This is a genomic window from Bacillus sp. 105MF (genome assembly GCF_000374885.1).
In the GTDB taxonomy this organism is placed as follows: domain Bacteria; phylum Bacillota; class Bacilli; order Bacillales; family Bacillaceae_G; genus Bacillus_A; species Bacillus_A pseudomycoides.
This window is the reverse complement of sequence record NZ_KB895580.1, coordinates 68,669-87,697: the sequence shown is the minus strand read 5'-3', so window position 1 is coordinate 87,697 and position 19,029 is coordinate 68,669. Positions and strand designations below refer to the sequence as shown.

Annotated in this window: 16 protein-coding genes; 12 read left to right on the top strand and 4 right to left on the bottom strand. The window is 36.0% G+C overall.

The window, feature by feature from the left end:
- Nucleotides 1-274 precede the first annotated feature (274 nt).
- The 3 genes from C564_RS0120360 (at nt 275) to C564_RS0120350 (ending at nt 3,589) form a co-directional block, all read left to right on the top strand.
- Nucleotides 275-949, top strand: a complete 675-nt coding sequence (locus tag C564_RS0120360; protein ID WP_018766611.1) for a response regulator transcription factor — start codon at nt 275-277, stop codon at nt 947-949.
- Nucleotides 950-1,017: 68 nt separating this feature from the next.
- Nucleotides 1,018-2,280, top strand: coding sequence for a HAMP domain-containing sensor histidine kinase (locus tag C564_RS0120355; protein ID WP_018766610.1), 1,263 nt, complete (start codon nt 1,018-1,020; stop codon nt 2,278-2,280).
- A 184-nt stretch (nt 2,281-2,464) separates the two neighbouring features.
- The gene (locus tag C564_RS0120350; protein ID WP_018766609.1) at nt 2,465-3,589 is read left to right on the top strand and encodes a DUF3995 domain-containing protein; all 1,125 of its coding nucleotides are present in this window, start codon (nt 2,465-2,467) and stop codon (nt 3,587-3,589) included.
- A 73-nt stretch (nt 3,590-3,662) separates the two neighbouring features.
- Here the strand turns inward: C564_RS0120350 and C564_RS0120345 are convergent, their stop codons facing one another.
- On the bottom strand, nt 3,663-4,136 hold the full coding sequence (locus C564_RS0120345; RefSeq protein ID WP_018766608.1) for an antibiotic biosynthesis monooxygenase family protein: 474 nt from the start codon (nt 4,134-4,136) through the stop codon (nt 3,663-3,665).
- Between the two features lie 128 nt (nt 4,137-4,264).
- Here C564_RS0120345 and C564_RS0120340 point away from each other — a divergent pair, with 128 nt between their 5' ends.
- The 4 genes from C564_RS0120340 (at nt 4,265) to hemY (ending at nt 10,001) form a co-directional block, all read left to right on the top strand.
- Nucleotides 4,265-6,382: a transglycosylase domain-containing protein gene (locus C564_RS0120340; protein WP_026008642.1), complete on the top strand. Its 2,118-nt coding sequence runs from the start codon at nt 4,265-4,267 to the stop codon at nt 6,380-6,382.
- 176 nt (nt 6,383-6,558) lie between these two features.
- Nucleotides 6,559-7,605 carry a uroporphyrinogen decarboxylase gene (gene hemE / locus C564_RS0120335; protein ID WP_018766606.1) on the top strand — a complete coding sequence of 349 codons (1,047 nt, stop codon included), beginning with the start codon at nt 6,559-6,561 and terminating at the stop codon, nt 7,603-7,605.
- Nucleotides 7,606-7,619: 14 nt separating this feature from the next.
- The gene (gene hemH / locus C564_RS0120330) at nt 7,620-8,555 is read left to right on the top strand and encodes a ferrochelatase (protein WP_006093870.1); all 936 of its coding nucleotides are present in this window, start codon (nt 7,620-7,622) and stop codon (nt 8,553-8,555) included.
- 24 nt (nt 8,556-8,579) lie between these two features.
- Complete coding sequence (gene hemY / locus C564_RS0120325) at nt 8,580-10,001, top strand: protoporphyrinogen oxidase (RefSeq protein WP_018766605.1); 1,422 nt, start codon at nt 8,580-8,582, stop codon at nt 9,999-10,001.
- Nucleotides 10,002-10,347: 346 nt separating this feature from the next.
- On the opposite strand, the gene C564_RS0120320 is transcribed toward hemY, so the two are convergent.
- Together C564_RS0120320 and C564_RS0120315 are read right to left on the bottom strand one after the other, a co-directional pair.
- Nucleotides 10,348-10,656, bottom strand: coding sequence for a carboxymuconolactone decarboxylase family protein (locus C564_RS0120320; protein WP_018766604.1), 309 nt, complete (start codon nt 10,654-10,656; stop codon nt 10,348-10,350).
- Nucleotides 10,649-11,068, bottom strand: a complete 420-nt coding sequence (locus C564_RS0120315) for a tautomerase family protein (RefSeq protein WP_003195789.1) — start codon at nt 11,066-11,068, stop codon at nt 10,649-10,651. Before C564_RS0120315 ends, C564_RS0120320 begins: the two co-directional genes overlap by 8 nt.
- Nucleotides 11,069-11,177: 109 nt before the next feature.
- On the opposite strand from C564_RS0120315, the gene C564_RS0120310 reads away from it, so the two are divergent.
- A complete protein-coding gene (locus C564_RS0120310; RefSeq protein WP_018766603.1) occupies nt 11,178-12,053 on the top strand; it encodes a LysR family transcriptional regulator in 876 nt (291 codons plus the stop codon).
- Nucleotides 12,054-12,154: 101 nt separating this feature from the next.
- Here the strand turns inward: C564_RS0120310 and C564_RS0120305 are convergent, their stop codons facing one another.
- Entirely contained in the window at nt 12,155-12,988 is an 834-nt protein-coding gene (locus C564_RS0120305) for a LysR family transcriptional regulator (protein WP_018766602.1), read from the bottom strand.
- A 120-nt stretch (nt 12,989-13,108) separates the two neighbouring features.
- Here C564_RS0120305 and C564_RS0120300 point away from each other — a divergent pair, with 120 nt between their 5' ends.
- From C564_RS0120300 to C564_RS0120280, 4 genes are all read left to right on the top strand, one after another.
- The gene (locus C564_RS0120300; protein WP_018766601.1) at nt 13,109-13,849 is read left to right on the top strand and encodes an SDR family NAD(P)-dependent oxidoreductase; all 741 of its coding nucleotides are present in this window, start codon (nt 13,109-13,111) and stop codon (nt 13,847-13,849) included.
- Nucleotides 13,850-14,456: 607 nt separating this feature from the next.
- Entirely contained in the window at nt 14,457-15,128 is a 672-nt protein-coding gene (locus C564_RS0120290; protein WP_018766599.1) for a response regulator transcription factor, read from the top strand.
- A 20-nt stretch (nt 15,129-15,148) separates the two neighbouring features.
- Nucleotides 15,149-16,111, top strand: coding sequence for a HAMP domain-containing sensor histidine kinase (locus C564_RS0120285; RefSeq protein WP_165774917.1), 963 nt, complete (start codon nt 15,149-15,151; stop codon nt 16,109-16,111).
- A 519-nt stretch (nt 16,112-16,630) separates the two neighbouring features.
- Complete coding sequence (locus C564_RS0120280; RefSeq protein ID WP_018766597.1) at nt 16,631-18,997, top strand: DUF6359 domain-containing protein; 2,367 nt, start codon at nt 16,631-16,633, stop codon at nt 18,995-18,997.
- Nucleotides 18,998-19,029: the final 32 nt, after the last annotated feature.

Here is a 19,029-nt window from a genome sequence, read left to right as displayed (position 1 = left end):
GAAGTGCTTTTGACGCAAGTATTGTGAAAGGGGGAAGAGATAGGTGAAAATTAGAAGTTCAGTGCAGGCGATTATAATTAGAGACAACCAAATTAGATGAATATAAATGATAGAAAGCAGCACCTCTTTTCCCTTGCATTAACTGCCCGTAAAGAAGCCCCTCACTGATTAAAGTTTCACGTTATCTAGTTAAAAATAGACACTTATAAGCATATGTTGTGGTTAGGGAACCTCAATAAATGTGTGAAGATTTATTGTAGAGGAGAGAAATGTGATGGGATTAACAATTTTACATATAGAAGATGATAAAGAAATTGGATTATGGGTAAGTGAGTTTTTTACTGAACGGGGATATAAAGTGATTTGGTTGAAGTCTGGCCATCATGCATTTGAATACTTGGAACAAACGGACGTTGTTATTATGGACATTATGCTTCCGGGGCTTGATGGTTATACGGTTGGACAGCGAATGAAGCAAAAGTTCCCTGAAATACCAATTATGATGCTCACAGCGAGAGCTTCAATAGAAGATAAACTGCAAGGGCTTGCTTTTGCAGATGATTATATGACGAAGCCGTACCATCCTGATGAACTCGAGGCCCGCATTCATGTTCTCTTAAGGCGACTCGGTGTGGTTTCTCCGGATCATATACAGTTGAACCATTTAAGTATTGACCGGAAAGCTAACCGTATTTTGAGTTCACAAACGAATAAAGAGATTGTCTTAACTGGTAAACAGTTTCATATCTTTATGTTTCTCTTCAATCATCCAAATCAGATTTTGACTCAAAAGCAAATATATGAAGCTGTGTGGGAAGATTCCTATATAAAAGGGGATCGGACTCTTATGGTCCACATTCGTCATTTGCGTGAAAAAATAGAGATTGATCCCAGTCATCCTCAGATTATCGAGACGATTCGCGGCATCGGGTATCGGTTGAAGTTATGAATATTCGAAGATCGCTCGTTACCAAATATTTATTATTGATCCTTGCCTCTTTATTCATGTGGCCTATTTTGCCAGCAATCTATTATTTACCTGACATTTTGCTTAAACAAGATACGATACATGAGCCACTGGAAATAGAAAAAATGTGGAAACATGAAGCTGAAAAACTAAATGAAGCTAATGAGAATACAATCAATGAAAAGCTCGGTAAGATACAAGGACATTATCCGAAAGCTGAGCTGTTTTGGGTCGACAAAGCGGGGAAAACCCATGTGATCAATCAGCGTATCGTAGAGATTCCTGATCAATGGACACCTTTGAACCTCATCAACTATCTCGATAGGAAAAGGCAACAAGATATATTCACTGTGACAGCTACGATTGGTAAAGATGGTGAACAAGGATTTATGGTATTTCATATCCCGAAATCTATTACGACGCTTGCGATTCAGCCAGTAAATGGAGATCTCTTTTTAATCCTTATTATTTTTGTCGTAGGTGTTTCGATTGTAGTGGTATCTTTGTTGTTTTTTTTAAGTATTCGCAAAAGACTTGTACAACTTCAAAGCGCAATGTCAGATACCGTAAATGATGGAATACCTGATAAGGTTACAGTCAATAACAGTGATGAGATTGGACAATTGGAAAAAGCCTTTAACAGGATGATCAATCAGTTAAAAGACAGCCAGAAGCGCGAGAAGGAAGAAGAGTATCTACGAAAACAATTGATTGCGAATATCTCTCACGATTTACGGACGCCTTTAACCGTTATTAGACAGCATGCCTACTCCATTCAGAATAACCCCTCATCCTTAAAAGCAACCGCATCGGTACAAATTATCGTCAACAAACTAAATGATGTTGGAAAATTACTTGAAAATCTTCTTACTTACACATTACTTTCAGCTGGAAAGTATCCATTAGAGAAGACAAACATAGATGTGATTGAAGAGTTACGTAATGCTGTCGCCGAGTGGTATCCGGTTTTTGAGAAAGAAGGTTTTGAAGTGAATGTCCATTTGGCTGACTGTTCATTGATTTGGCAGGTGGATTCTCTCTGGCTGCGCAGTATATTGGATAACCTGTTTCAAAATGTCATTAGGCATGCCAGTTCTGGCGGATATATTTGTGTAGAAACAATTGATCGTGACGGCGACTTATTTATGGTCATCAGAGATAAAGGGCGGGGAATGGAGCACCACTCAGAAGCAAAAGGAGCGGGCATCGGGCTATCCATCGTTTCGCTCATGACCAGGGAAATGGATGTTTTTTGGGAGGTATCCAGTTCTCCGCAAGGTACATGGCATTATTTAAGGCAAAAATTAAACTAGATTTAAACTTGAGGTCACCTCGATTTTCCATTCGCTCAATACAATGGATATCGAGGTGATTTTTTATGAGAGTTAAAAAAAGAAAGGGGCTGTGAGCAGGTTAGTGTCAAATTTGGATGCATGTGTATACAGGAAAACGGGGTAGATCAGTCTCAAGAAAATAATAGGAAAGGGTGTTTTTTGAGTGGATTCAAAGACTTCCATTGACAAATCTAACATGGATACAAATTCTGCATTGCCTTCACCAAAGAAAAGAGAAGGAATGAGCCTAAAGCGATGGCCATCTTGGATTGGGTATATAGCCATTGCTTGGTCAGCCCTTTATGGATCGATGCATCTTTACTGGTTGCTTGGAGGAGAGGGGTATCCTTTTAAGAATGAAGATGGTATGGATTTGTTTGCTGGAAAGGTTAGTTATCTTCCGTCCCAGGTTGGAGGTATCATATTTGTTGTTCTTTGTCTGATAGGTATATTGGTTGGATTTTCAATGAGGAAGCCAGTGGAAAAGACTTTCCAACAGCGGCTTATCCTCATTTATGCCTGGGGGTGGGCGGCTGCTTTACTCCTCTTTGTACCGGATGCCAGTCTGATTGCGGCCATGGCTTATGCTTTTTTATTAAAATTTAAATGTGACTGGCTGATGCTCAATCAAATTATATGTGTTCTAGGAGGAATATCTTGGGGGTTTTTCGCTGTAGCTTATCGAAGAAAAATACGCCATGCATGTGAATATTGCGGAAGGAAAGCGGACGGGAAAACATCTCTTCTCATGCGATGGAGTCGATGGATTACCTATCTTGCGGCTCTTGCTCCTATTCCATACGCAATTACGCGCTATGCTTGGGCATTGAAAATCCCGCTAGGAATTGACGCGAAGTTTTTGCAGGACTTTTCAAATGTTAACCCAGCGCATCATATTACTGAATGGGCTTTCGGATCGATATGTATCGCCGGTAGTATTCTTACGCTGGGTTTGATCCAGAAATGGGGTGAAACCTTCCCGCGATGGTTCCCATTCGTTAACGGTAAAAGGGTGCCAATCCTGCTGGCGGTGATTCCAGCATCGTGTGTAGCGATTGCTGTAACCGCTGCTGGCTTCACCTTTACTTTCGCTTTTATCGCGGTTAAACTTCACCTCGTGTCTACAGATAATATTTTGCTGAGTCACATTTGGGGTTCAATAGGGCCAATGCTTTTATGGATTCTCTGGGGGATAGCGCTAGGGCTTGCTTCTATCGCTTATTATTATCGTAGACGAGGTCAATGTAGTTACTGTGGTAGAAATGAAGTGGAAAGTATTTCAAGATAAAAGGGCGATGAGTTCGTGGAAGACAGAGAAAAAAGCTGTAGCTTCTCCTCAATCGAAGTTACAGCTTTTTTGTTTAAGCTAACACATCAAAAGTAGTCACAAAAGAAGGTCTTGAAAAAATGCTCTTTTGCGGCTCTGCATTTGTTTGTGCAGGGCGTTTTTTATGTGCATTTTCGAAAGAACGTGACTCTGTCCAATCTTTAAAGTTTTGTTCATTTTCCCACATTGTCATAATGACATATGTATCGTTACTTAATGGGCGAAGAATGCGGATTGCTTGGAAACCGGGTTCGTTTTCAATCAGTCCTGCACGGTTTTTAAAACGATTTTCAAAAACAGGACGGCCTTCATCTGTAACAGAAATGTTGTTACACACAATATAGCCAGGTTGTCCTTTAAATTCTCCGACAGCATCTAGCACATCATATTGAAGTGATCCTTCTACAGTTTCCTCGGTATTTTCTTTATAAAACATATCTTTCTCATCATTCTTTGCAGTGAAATGTGGTTGTTCTAGAGGTGTTTCGTATGAAATAATCGCTTTCATTGTAATGCCCCCTTTATGAGTTTAGTTTCATTATAGCAACTCTTACAAAAAACTTCGAAGATTATATACATAAAGATAATCGTTTTTCAAATAATAAACATACCATCATTTGGAAAGAAGGACGATGTATGAAGAAAATAAAGTGGAGCCTAATGGGCGGCGTAGCAGTGTTTGTAGTGGCGATTGTATTCTATAAACTGATTGTGTTAGCTGGTGGTTATATAATGGATGAAAAACGGCTTGTTTTCCACTCTTCATCACGTATCGTTGATCAGCGAGGAAAAGAAATTACGAAGTTATATGTAGAAAATAGAGAGCTTGTACCAATTGAGCGAATTCCAAAACATGTAGCAGAGGCGTTTATAGCTGTAGAAGACGCTAGATTTTATGAACATTATGGAATCGATTACCCTTCTGTGTTTCGCGCGTTGTATAAAGACATTTTAGCAGGAGAGAAAGTGGAAGGCGGAAGTACAATTACGCAGCAGTTAGTTAAAAATGTTTTTTTAACTCATGAAAAAACATTTACACGTAAATTAAAAGAAGTGGCAATCGCTCTTCAATTGGAACATAAATATACGAAGCAACAGCTTCTTGAAATGTATATGAATCATATTTATTTTGGTCATGGTGCTTACGGGATTCAAGCAGCGGCGAAATTGTATTTTAATAAAGATGTAGAAAAATTAACAGTTGAAGAAGGGGCGATGCTTGCAGGTCTTCCGAAAGCACCGAATGGATATTCTCCCTTTTTATATCCAGAAAAGAACAAAGAGCGCCGTGATTTAGTTTTATCTCTTATGCATAAACAAGGATATTTATCAGCTGAGGAGAGTGTTCGTTACCAAGGAAAGACAATTGCTCTTTATAAAAGTTTAGATGAGCGAGAACTTGCTTATATACCATATGTGGATATGGTTGTAGATGAAGCAGCGCAGTTATATGGTTTGTCACATCAAGAAGTGCTTCGCGGAGGATATACATTTATTGTATCTATGGATGAAAAAATTCAAAAAGTAGCTTATGATCAATTTCAAGATGCACGAAATTTTCCAGGTAAAGAAAACGGGGCACAAGGTGCTTTTTTATTAATGGATAATGCAACTGGAGGAATTAAAGCGGCAATTGGCGGAAGAGAGTATGTCCCAAGAGGATTTAATAGAGTGTTTGCGAAAAGACAGCCAGGGTCTGTTTTAAAGCCGCTCATTGTGTATGCACCAGCGCTGGAAACAAAAAAATATAATCCGTATTCTTTATTAACAAACGAGCAAACATCTTTTGAAGGGTATGAACCACGAAATTATAATCATAGGTATTCAAAAGAAGTAACGATGTATGATGCACTCTTAGAATCGGCGAATGTACCGGCTGTATCTTTATTACATGAAATGGGTGTAGAGCAAGGGAAGCAATATTTAGAGAAGGGAAATATTCATATTGCAGAATCTGGTTTAAGTACGGCACTTGGCGGACTTAAAGAAGGGGTCTCTCCATTTGAACTTGTAAAGATGTACCGTGCGTTCTTAGCGAATGGAAAAATTATTGAGCCGCATGTTATTGAACAGGTACTCGATCGACACGGAAAGGTGATTGGAGAATCACCTAAAAACGAAACGAAAGTTTTTTCAAAACAAACAGCATGGTATATGACAAAAATGTTAGAAGGGGTTGTAAGGGAGGGGACAGCGAGAGCGGGAGTATATAACGGTGCATTAGCTGGGAAAACAGGTACAACGTCACTTCCTAATCAAAGTGAAGGCGCTAGGGATATTTGGTTTGTTGGATATACTCCGAGTTTAGTAGGCGCGGTATGGATTGGGTATGATCGTACGGATAAAGAACACCAACTTTATGATGGAAAGCTATCTGCAACAGAATTATTTAAAAAGATTTTAACGAAGGCAAATGTACAAGATAATTCAAATTTCAAGCGGCCAAAAGGTGTCGAAACAATTGGAAAACCAATCCGCCTAAGTAAAATTGAGAACGTGGAAGCACAGTTATCTTTTAGTCCATTTAGCTTGTTTACTGCAAAATTACACTGGACTCCACTTCCCGATAAACGGGTTGTATATAGAATCTATAAAGTAGAACAAGGGAAGCATATTCACGTTGGAACGGCAAAAGGGATTGGTGAGTATGAGGAAAAGTTTATTAACATATTCTCTAAACCAAGCTTTTATGTAGTTCCGTACAATCCACAAACAAATCGAGAAGGAGAAAAGACAAAAGTAGCTAAACCGTAATTTTTGCTTGTGATATAATAAGAATGTTATGAAAATAGTAAGCGGTTTTACGAGCGTTTGTGTCAATTTCATGAACAACGTACATAATGTTATGCATTTTGTTTTTACAAGCTGTATAGTAAAAAAAGATAAATAATAGGATAGGGTTCGTATAGGTAAGGAAGGGAGCAAGGGTTTTGGTAAGAAATATAAATGAGACATTTTTAAAAGCATGTAAAGGGGAACAAACAGAATATATACCAGCATGGTATATGCGACAAGCAGGACGTTCACAACCTGAGTATAGAAAGATAAAAGAGAAGTATTCTTTATTTGAAATTACACACAATCCGGAGTTATGTGCATATGTTACAAAGCTTCCAGTTGATCAATATAATGTAGACGCAGCGATTCTTTATAAAGATATTATGTCGCCACTTCCAGCAATTGGCGTTGATGTTGAAATTAAATCTGGGATTGGACCGGTTATTGATAACCCAATTCGTTCTTTACAGGACGTAGAAAAACTTGGTGAAATTCATCCAGAAGAGGATGTTCCATACATATTAGATACAATTCGTTTATTAACAAACGAGATGTTAGATGTTCCGCTAATTGGCTTTTCAGGGGCGCCATTTACATTAGCAAGTTATATGATCGAAGGCGGACCTTCTCGTAATTACCACAAAACGAAGGCGTTTATGTATGCAGAACCGAAAGCTTGGTTTGCTTTAATGGATAAGCTTGCAGATATGGTAGTTACATATTTGAAGGCACAGATCAAAGCAGGGGCAAAAGCAGTGCAAGTCTTTGATTCTTGGGTTGGAACAGTGAATGTAGCAGATTATCGTTTGTTTATTAAACCTGCAATGGAGCGTATTTTCACGGAAGTTCGCACGATGGGCGTTCCGATGATTATGCACGGCGTTGGAGCAGGACATTTAGCAAATGAATGGAATGACTTATCTCTTGATGTAGTCGGACTTGATTGGCGCCTGTCAATTGAAGAAGCGCGTGCACGCGGCATTCATAAAGCAGTACAAGGCAATATGGATCCTTCATTCTTACTTGCACCATGGGACGTTATCAGAGAGCATGTAAAAGGGATTCTCGATCAAGGAATGAAGCAGCCTGGTTATGTATTTAACTTAGGTCACGGTGTATTCCCAGAAGTAAATCCAGATACATTAAAAAGCTTGACGACATTTATTCATGAGTATTCTAAAGAACAGTTAGCGAAGTAAAGGAGAATAGGTGTATGAAAAAGAAAATTGGTTTGCTTGTAATGGCATACGGCACACCGTATAAAGAAGAAGATATTGAACGGTACTATACGCATATTCGCAGAGGGCGAAAGCCGAGTCCAGAAATGCTGAAGGACTTAACGGAACGCTATCGCGCGATTGGCGGTATTTCTCCTTTAGCTACTATTACATTAGAACAAGCGAAAAAAGTAGAAAAGCGTTTAAACGAAATGCAGGATCATGTGGAATTCCACATGTATCTTGGCTTAAAACATATAGAACCTTTCATTGAGGATGCTGTGAAAGAAATGCATAATGATGGGATTGAAGAGGCAATTGCCCTTGTTCTTGCTCCGCACTATTCTACGTTCAGCGTAAAGTCCTATGTCGGCCGGGCGCAAGAAGAAGCAGATAAGCTTGGAAACTTAACAATTCATGGTATCGATAGCTGGTATAAAGAACCGAAGTTTATCGAGTATTGGGTAAACGAAGTGAAAAAAATATATGATGGTATGACAGAAGAAGAACGTGAAAAAGCAGTGTTAATCGTGTCTGCGCATAGTTTACCAGAGAAAATTATTGCGTTAGGTGATCCTTACCCAGAACAGTTAAATGAAACAGCTGATTATATTGCACGTGGTGCGGAAGTTCGAAATTATGCAGTCGGTTGGCAAAGTGCTGGAAATACACCGGACCCATGGATTGGGCCAGATGTACAAGATTTAACGAGAGAGCTACATGAAAAGTATAACTACACTTCATTTGTATATGCACCGGTTGGATTTGTAGCTGAACATTTAGAAGTGTTATATGACAATGATATTGAATGCAAAATCGTTACAGAAGAAATTGGAGCAAAGTATTATCGTCCAGAAATGCCAAATGCATCAGATTCATTTATTTCTTGTTTAGCAGATGTAGTGTTAAAGAAACAAATGGATGTTTCGTAATACCTTGGGAAAGGAGGAGCCGTTTTGAAGAAGAAAGTTGTTATCATCGGTGGTGGAATTACAGGTTTAACAACAGCGTATTACTTACAAAAAGAAATTCGCGAAAAAGGATTGCCGATTGATACATTGTTAATAGAAGCATCGGGTAAACTTGGAGGGAAAATTCAAACCGTTCGAAAAGATGGATTTACAATTGAGCGTGGTCCAGATTCTTTCTTAGAAAGAAAAGAGAGTGCAGCTAGACTAGCAAGAGAACTCGAACTTGGAGATGAGCTTGTAAACAATGCAACTGGTCAATCATTTGTTCTCGTGAACAATCGATTACATAAGATGCCGAGCGGATCTATGATGGGCATTCCAACGCAAGTTACCCCGTTTCTATTTTCAGGATTGTTCTCTCCGATTGGTAAAGTAAGAGCAGGTTTTGATTTTGTATTGCCACGTTCAAAACCTGTTTCTGATCAATCACTTGGTCAATTTTTCCGTCGTCGTCTAGGAAATGAAGTGGTTGAAAACTTAATCGAACCATTGTTATCTGGAATTTATGCGGGGGATATTGATCAAATGAGTTTAATGGCCACGTTCCCACAATTTTATCAAGTGGAGCAAAAATATCGTAGTATTTCACTAGGTATGCGTACGTTGGCTCCGAAGAAAATAAAAGATGTAAAGCCGAAAGGGATCTTTTTAACATTAAAAACAGGCTTACAATCCATTGTAGAAAAAATAGAAGAGCAGCTAGAAGATGGAACTGTTGTGAAGGGCACTCGCATTGAAAAAGTTGTAAAAATGGGTGATGGTTATCATATTACACTAAGTAATGGAAAAGAAATTGAGGCGGATTCCATCGTTGTTGCTGCGTCTCATAAAGTATTGCCATCTATGTTTGCACAGTATAAAGAGTTCCGCTTCTTCCGCAATATTCCATCAACATCGGTTGCGAATGTTGCACTCGCTTTTCCGAAAGAAGCAATCAAGCGTGATATTGATGGTACGGGCTTCGTTGTATCTCGAAATAGTGATTTTTCTATTACAGCATGTACGTGGACACATAAGAAGTGGCCGCATACAACACCAGAAGGAAAAGTTCTTCTTCGTTGTTACGTTGGGCGTCCTGGTGATGAAGCAATCGTAGAGCAAACAGATGAAGAAATTGTTCAATTTATATTAGAAGATTTGCAAAAAACAATGGATATTAAGGCAGATCCAGACTTTACTGTTGTAAGCCGCTGGAAAGATGCAATGCCGCAATATACAGTGGGACATAAAGAACGTATGACAAAGTTAAAAACATTTATGGATAAAGAATTACCGGGTGTTTATTTAGCAGGTAGTTCTTATGCTGGATCTGGTCTTCCAGATTGTATTGATCAAGGTGAGGCGGCAGTCAAGCATGTATTATCCTATTTAGAAAAAATAGATGAAGCGGAATTAATTGCGCAATAATGAAACAGACCACCTTTAAATTAGAAGGTGGTCATACTTTTTCTAACCTATTTTGCGAAGCATAAGAGTGATTATTAAGTTAACAGGCGCTTTTTTAATAATAATCGCAAGAAATGATTAAACTTTTCTATAAAAATCAAGAACATAATTTAAAGAATTAACTCCATTTTGAACAATCTTTATTCAAAATGGAGTTTTTACGTTAGTTGCTAAATTAGGGTTTGTGATTTCATTTAATCAATTCCCCCTATATAAACAGAACTAGAGTGATTACCTGTCTGAAAGTCTTTAATAAGTTTCCGAATGCCAATAGGAAACAGATGATAATGTAATAAGTCATTTATTTTTAACGCAGTATTACGTTCAGTGCTGCAGCTGCTTTTGGCCATCCGGCGTAAAAGGCTAAATGTGTTATGAGAGCAATGATTTCTTGTTGGTTCATTCCGTTTTTTTCGGCTAGTTGTAGATGAAATGGTAGTTGTTCAGTATTACCAATACTAATTAAAGCAGAAAGTGTAATGAAACTTCTTTCTTTTGGTGTTAAAGCAGGGTCTCTCCATACCTTTTCGAATAACACATTTTCACTATAATCAACAAAATTGGGAGCAGTATCCCTCATTTTCTTTGAAATATTGAGTTCGATACGATCATTCATGATTCTTTTTCTCCTTCATTGTAACCATTTGGGCTATTCCCTGACCAAATGACCAGTTTTCAGCAGATGTTTCATTCAATGTAATAAAAATATTAGTTGTAGAGATGTTTAAATGGTCATAAAAAGCTTCTGAGATTGATTGATACAAATTTCTTTTTTGCTGTATTGTTCGTTCAGGTCCACATGTAATAGAAACATGTATCATTTTATCTGTTCTCTTTTTCTCCTCTTCTAAGAGATAATGCGGGTCGTAAAAAAAATGATTGGGTGGGTAGGGTAAAAACATGTGAAAGTAATCATTTTCTGGAATGCTAAAATGTTCAATTAATGAATAGTGAATACGATTGCTTACTCTTTTTAACTCTTCTCTATGCAATTGACCGTCTGGATAATAAACAGTAACAAATGGCATATATTCACTCCCTTTCTTATGGATTTATTTTACTGCTGCGATTTTGATTTGTATAATTGAAAATATATAATACAATTATCAATAAAATCGATCGAGATTAGGTGTGAAAATGGAAATAAAAGAGCTAAAAACGTTCAAAATGATTGTCCAGGAAGGAACTTTTTCACTTGCGGCCAAAAAATTAAACTATGCTCAATCAACAGTAACAACACATATAAAAAAACTCGAAAATGAACTTGGTTTTCTTCTATTTGAACGTGGATGGGATGCTCGGTTAACAGAGGAAGGCATTTTATTTGCAGAGGAAGTAGATAACTTATTAATGCATTGGAATTATTCAATATCTCAAGCGCAGCGTATAAGTAATGAGGAGAAAGGAACATTAAGAATCGGGATATTAGAATCTGTTGCAGAAAAATTAATTCCCCCCATATTAAAATATTTAAACGATGAGAAACCGTACATACATTGTGATTTTGTTGTAGGAAACACAGCGCTTTTATCACAAATGATAGAGCAAAATAAGATTGATTTTGCTGTTTGTGCAAACAACGAAAATATTTCTAATCTAAATTTCACCCCACTTAGCAAAGAACAAATCGAATTTATAGTCAATAACCCGAATCATCCAGTATTAAAAAAAGAGTCAGTTGAAATATCTGATATCATTCATTATCCAATCTTGATTGGAGAAAATAGTTGTAATTATTACAAAGCTGTAAACTCTTTCTTAGTAGAAAACAATGTATCTTTTCAAAGAGTCTACAATTGTAGTGCGGTACATCTCATTCCACAAATGGTTTTTGGAAACGCCATAGGTATTCTCCCTAAGGGAACGGTCTTAAAACAAAGTAATATATCATTTAAGATTAAAGGATTTAATCCTAAAGTGCCTATAGGATTATTAATTTCTTCTAAAAAAAGAAACTATTTGAGCCAAACAAAACAACAACTTATGAAACTAATTGAATCGTTGTTGTTATAAATACCCATATTGATTTAGGAGAGGGGAAAAACGTATCTTCTGTTCAAGTGAGGTTTCAAACAAAGTCCCTTTTGAAAAACTAAAGGGGCTTTGTTTAAAATTTATAACTCTTTTAAAAAACGAATGAATTTCTTTAAGCTTTGCGGTTGTTGTTTTCTACGCTTAATCACAAAGTCAATTTTGACTGTTTCAGGTAGTTCTTCATAATGAATCGCTTTTGTCTTTGTTCGGCTATACGCAACATTAGCTGGTATTATACTAATACCGAGCCCATCATGAGCAGCTTGCATAATAGACTCAAGTGAATCAAACTCCATTATCGTTTTCTGGTCAAAGTCGTTCTTATTACAGTAATCTAAAAGTTGTTGTCTATATATACAATTTGGATCACTGTTCACGAGTAAAATTTGATTTTCGAGTGGATTATGTTTTGATGAGATGAGTATGATATTTTCATAATAACTGTACACGGTTTCGAGTTGTGAATGGTTGTATGTCCCGCTTAAAAAAATCCCGTCAAGTTCTCCATATAAAAGCATTTCCTGTAACTTTGCGTTATCATTCGTTCTTATTTTCACATCCATATTTTTATAGGATGCCAAAAAAGAAGAGAATAGCTGAGGCACTTTCACCGCAGAAATGGTTTGAGATGCTCCAATTGTTAAAGATTCTCTCCATTTCTGAGGGTTTATTTTTGATTTTGCCTCATTCATTAAAAGCATAATTTCATTTGTGTAATCTAATAACACTTTTCCTTCTTCCGTTAATGTGACCCCTCTATTATTACGCTTTAATATTTTAACGCCTAATTCATCTTCTAAATTTTTAATGCGCTGGCTTATATTCGGTTGTACATATCCTAATTTCTCAGCAGCTCTAGATATTGATTGTAGTTCTGCAACATGTTTAAAAATCCATAAGTCATGGCTTTCCAAGAATAGATCCCTCCACTAGATATCATTTAAAATGATATCGGCTTCATTATTCAGTATTATACTCCTCAAATGAACGAAGATAAAATGAAATGGAATCAGGTACAGTGGGGAGATTTTAAAATGGGCATAAAAGATAAAGTAGTTATTATAACAGGTGGCGGTACGGGTATCGGAAAGGCTACTGCTTTGAAGTTAGCTAGTTTAGGAGCAAAAGTTGTGATTAATTATAGTCGTTCAGAAAAAGAAGCGTTAGAAGCAGTGAATGAAATAAAGCAGCGAGGAGGTACAGCGATCACTTTGAAAGCAAATATAGCACAAAAAGAAGAAGTGGAGGCGATGGTATCTCAAACTGTTCATTTTTTTGGAACAGTAGATTGTTTAGTGAATAATGCGAGTATAACAGCTCAAATACCGATGGATGACCTAGAGTCCGTAACGGATCAAGTGTGGGATTCTCTTTTCAGTGTAAACGTGAAAGGGATGTTTCATTGTATAAAAGCTGTTGTTCCTTATATGAAGAAGCAAAAATCGGGTGCGATTGTGAATATGGGGAGCGTTGCAGGGATAACGGGACTAGGATCATCTATACCGTATGCAGCAACAAAATCAGCCATTCATACGATGACAAAGTCGCTCGCTATTGCATTAGCACCTGACATCAGAGTAAATAGTATTTCTCCTGGTGCAGTTCATACGAGATGGTGGTCAGGTAATGAGGAGAAGATGTACCAACTTGCGGGAAATCTACCACTTCAAAGAATTTCAACACCAAATGATATTGCAGAGGCTATCCTTTTTCAATTGACTCAGGAATCTATTACGGGACAGGTATTTACAATTGATAATGGACAGACGCTTTAATAGTATTAGCAACTTAATAGAAAGGTGTATTTTAAGAGGTGACAGTAAAGTGTGTATTGTTTGAAACGAAATGGATTGAACAATGAGAAAAACAATCTTAATGTATTTATATAATTAGAAGAGGATACTATGTTCCACATGAGGACATAGTATCCTCTTTCTTTGCAAGCTATACACCGTTTATTAATTAACAAGAAATTCAAAAATAATCATTTCAGTGTTAATAAAATCTTTATAAATACCCATTACCATAAAGATAAGTTCACTAAAAGGAGTTGATTGTTAATGGGTGTATTATCAGCAGTAAGTTTAATAATTTCTATGGTTAGTTTCATTTTCTCAATAGCTTTGCTTATTAACGAAGTAGTTTTTAAGGGAGTAAGGAAAATGAAGGAAATAAAGTTAAGACCAATTCTTATACTTTTTATTACGTATTTTTTATTTTTTGTATTGTTTCTTGTGTTTCAAAATAGGTAAATGTTAAAAGGCACTTGGAAAATATTATCGGAGTTCATGTAGGGCGATGAATTATCATGTGATATAGTTTAGTTAAATACTGGTTAATTTTGGACTATTCAATCGTACAATTCAAAGAGGTGATTTGCTAATGAATGGATATACTATTTTAATTATTGAGGATGATCACGCCATCGGTTCCATGTTACAAGAGATATTAAAAGGAGAAGGGTATCATGTACTTTGGATAACTGATGGTCAAAGAGTCCTAAAAGAAGTAAAATACGCTGATCTTATAATAATCGATATCATGTTACCAGGTGAAAACGGGTATGAAATATCAGAGAAATTGAAGGCGAATGGATATTCACTTCCGATTTTATTCCTTACAGCCCGAAGTGATATAGATAGTAAATTAAAAGGGTTATCTCTTGGAGAAGACTACTTGGTAAAGCCGTTTGACCCACGTGAACTATTAGCAAGGATACACTTGATACTTAAGAATAAATACGGTTTATTTACTCAAATTCAAAATATATACGTTGATGCAGTTGGTTGTAAAATATTTAAACAAAACATACATTCTGAAATAAAATTGACAGCAACAGAAAGGAAGCTGTTTTTTTACTTATATGAAAATAGAGACAGAATTTTAACTAGGGAACAGATATTCAATTATTTATGGCCATTAGAGTATTCTAAAAACAGTGTATTAAATGTTCATATTAAAAAAATCAGAGAGAAAATTTTGGATGAAAATAATGATATTATTGAAACAGTTCATGGAGAAGGGTACAGATTAAATACCCTTAATCACGGATGAGTCTTAAGAAAAAATATTACTTGTTATTAGCAGCTATAGTCTTTTTTGTACCAATTTTATATTTACTAACTAACCTCATTCTGTTTTTACTTTATTTAGTCATATCAACAGTTTTTCACTTAGAACAGCCGTATAATCAAACATTAATTTATTCAAGCATATTTGGAGTGTTCTTTGGATTACTGATTTTATTAATCGTAATATCTTCTAAATCAATTAATCATATTTTGCGACAAATCAACGAAATAAATAAAACAATCAAAAAGATATCTCAAGACAAAAAGTTACCTGAAAAGTTACCAGTAAGAAAAAATGATGAGATTGGTTGGCTAGCTGAATCAATCAACATACTAATTGATCGTTTAGCTCATAAAGAACTTATGTTAAACACAGAGTTATCCTTTAAAAAAGAGTATTTAAATAAATTGTCTCATGATATTAATACACCTTTAACAGCAATGAGATTAGAGCTATTTTTGTTTCAAAAGAATGGGATGCTGGAAGAAAAATCTGTTTCATCGCTCTATCAACAAATTGAGTATATTTCAAAATTAGTAAATCAATTGAACCAAGAAGATTTAGAGTCTGTTAAAAAATCCTATATAATTTATGAAAACGTTGATATAGCAAACTTAATGGAAAAAATAATTAAGAAATGGACATATATATATAATAATAAAAATATAGAGATTAAATATATGGTTAAGGATGAGAAACTTGTTTGGCGCAGTAACGAATTATGGATAGAAAGAGTACTTGATAATGTATTTCAAAATACACAACGTCATTCAAAGGCGAGTTCTATTCATGTAATGATAGAAAATGGTGCTATTGTTATACAAGATAATGGAATAGGGTTCAATGTGAGGGACTCTCATCAAGGGCTAGGCGTTTTAATAATTAAAGAAACATGCGAGATATTAAATATTAAATGTGAGTTGTCTTCAAATGATAAGGGTACTAAATATGTATTTAAAAGATAACCATATTAAAAATAATATAGAGCTTACACATTTCCTAGATACACGTAAAAGGCTATCATAATAATATTAGTCATGGCTATTATTATGATAGCCATGACTTTTTACAATTTAGTCTAGATAAATCTTTTAAGAGTGCTTTTGCTGTTATAATACTCTCTTTCATACTCACGAGGTTGCTTAGTAGGTTGGTCATTCAGCGCAATGGATGGTAATGAATTTGCATCAAATATAAGGTCGTAGAGAAAAGATAAGACCAAAACGCTACAGAATATATAGAGGAACATTTCACTTCACTTCTTTCTGTATGATTCTTACTTATATTGTAAGAAAATCAGCTGTCAATAAAATCCATAAAAGGAATGGAATACTGTAAGAAAATAGTAGGGGAATCATAATAGAAATCTCATACGGAAGTATGAGATTAATTTTTTGTAAAATTTGTCGAATTTTAAGTTCTTTATAAAGAATTTTTTGTTATGATAATACATGCTAAGAGAATATTAAAATTAGGGGAGGACGATGAATTTGAAGAAACTAGTAAGTATCTTGCTATCATTTATACTACTGATTTCATTTACTGGAACTTTAGTAAAAGCAGAAGAACGTTCTGCATTGTCTGTGCAGGATGCGATTCAAATGTTTAAGCAGCAAGGAAGCAGTAAAGGGGTAGTGGAAGGGTATATTGTTGGATATACGCAAAGCACATCTACATACACAAAGGATCCAGCGAAGTTTGGAGATACGAATGTAGCGATAGCAGATTCGCCAAATGAGACGGATCCAGAGAAAATTATGCCTGTTCAGTTGCCAAAAGGTGACGTGAGAACAGCAGTGAATGTAAAGGATCATCCTGAAAATGTCGGGAAGAAGGTTCGTTTAACGGGGACACTTGAATTATATTTTAATAGTCCTGGTTTAAAGTCAGTAACAGCATATAAATTTCAAGGTGAAACAGAAAATCGTGTTAGCGATGTTACTGCATCACCAAATGGTGGAGAAATTGCAAAGGGAACGGCAGTTACATTAACAACAAATACAGAAGGGGCAACAATCTATTATACGTTAGATGGATCTGTTCCTACGAATAAAAGTATTCGTTATAATGAACCGATTGTTTTAAATGAAAACAGTGTTCTAAAAGCAATTGGAGTAAAAGAAGGTCTTTCATCTTCAGCCGTTGCTACTTTTTCTTTTACGGTTGTAAAAAATGAGCAAGTTCGCATTCATGATATTCAAGGTGCATCACATATTTCTCCTTATAATGGGAAAAAAGTACGAAATGTAGAAGGTATTGTAACAGCGCTAGATAAGAATGGATTTTATATGCAAGACTCGCAGCCTGATAATGATCCTGCAACTTCAGAAGGGATTTATGTATATAAAAAAGAGGCAAATGTAGCTGCCGGAGATCTTGTTCAAATTGATGGAGAAGTCGAAGAGTTCATTGGATCTGGATATGCTGACAGATTTGATACAGATTTATCCATCACAGAAATTAAAGCAAGCAATATTGCTGTGAAAGCAAATAATCAACAATTGCCATCTGCGATTGTATTAGGTGAAAATGGCGTAAAGATTCCTGATCAAATTATTGATAATGATGCATTTGGTGTATTCGATCCAAATGAAGATGCAATTGACTTTTATGAGAGTTTAGAAGGTATGCGTGTTACAATGCCGACTCCTCAAATTGTTGGACCGCAGAAAAATGGGAATTTATATGTAACAGTTGCAAATGGTGGAGATAAAGTAACTACGAAATATGGAACGCTGTTATTAGGCGAGAACCAATTCAATCCAGAGCGTCTATCTTTAAAAGTACCTCGTGATTATGTAGCGAAAGCAGGAGACAAGTTTACTGGAGATATAACAGGTGTAGTCGGGTATGACTATGGTGCGTATCGAATTTCACCAGTAACAGAATTACCATCAGTAACAGATGGTGGATTTAAACAAGTAGGGGCAAATATTCAGCCTCGCCTTGGAAAATTAACAGTGGCAACATATAATATTGAAAACTTTTCAGCGAATGCAAAAGAAACATCTGATGAAAAGGTAAAAGCAATTGCTTATTCTATTAAATATAATTTAAAGATGCCAGATATTATTGGTGTACAAGAAATGCAAGATAATAATGGATCAATCAATGATGGAACAACAGATGCTTCATTAAGTGCTAAGCGAATTATTGATGCTGTGCAAGAGATTCGTGGACCAAAATATGAGTATGTAGAAGTTGCTCCGCAAAATAATCAAGATGGAGGAGCGCCAGGAGCGAACATTCGCGTTGGTTTCTTCTATAATCCATCACGTGTGAAATTGGCAGATAAGCCAAAGCTGTTAGAAACAAATCCAACGCGCATAGGACAAGAAAATTCGCTGTTTGATAATACTCGTAAACCGTTAGCTGCGGAGTTTACATTCCAAGGACAAAATATCGTCGTTGTTTCAAATCACTTAAATTCAAAACTTGGTGATGCGACGCCGTTTGGGAAAATTCAACCACTTGTATTAAAGAGTGAAGAGAAACGAATTCAGCTTGCACAAGAAGCAAATAATTTTGTAAAAGAAATTCAAAAACGAGATGTGAATGCACCAGTTGTTATAGTTGGTGATATGAATGACTTCGAATTCTCGAAACCACTGCAAGCATTAAAAGCAGAAAACATGCAAGATATGTTAGAAACGGTTTCGAAAGAAAATCGTTACACGTATATTCATGACGGAAATGCACAAGTATTAGATCATATTTTAGTAACGAATAATATTGCACCGCATACAGTTGTCGATCCGGTACATTTAAATTCAAACATTATGAAAGAACATGGCCGTGTAAGTGACCATGATCCAGTGCTGGCGCAAATTGATTTAAAAAAAGCTTCCTAAGTATAAATATCCCTCAGCATAATTGCTGTGGG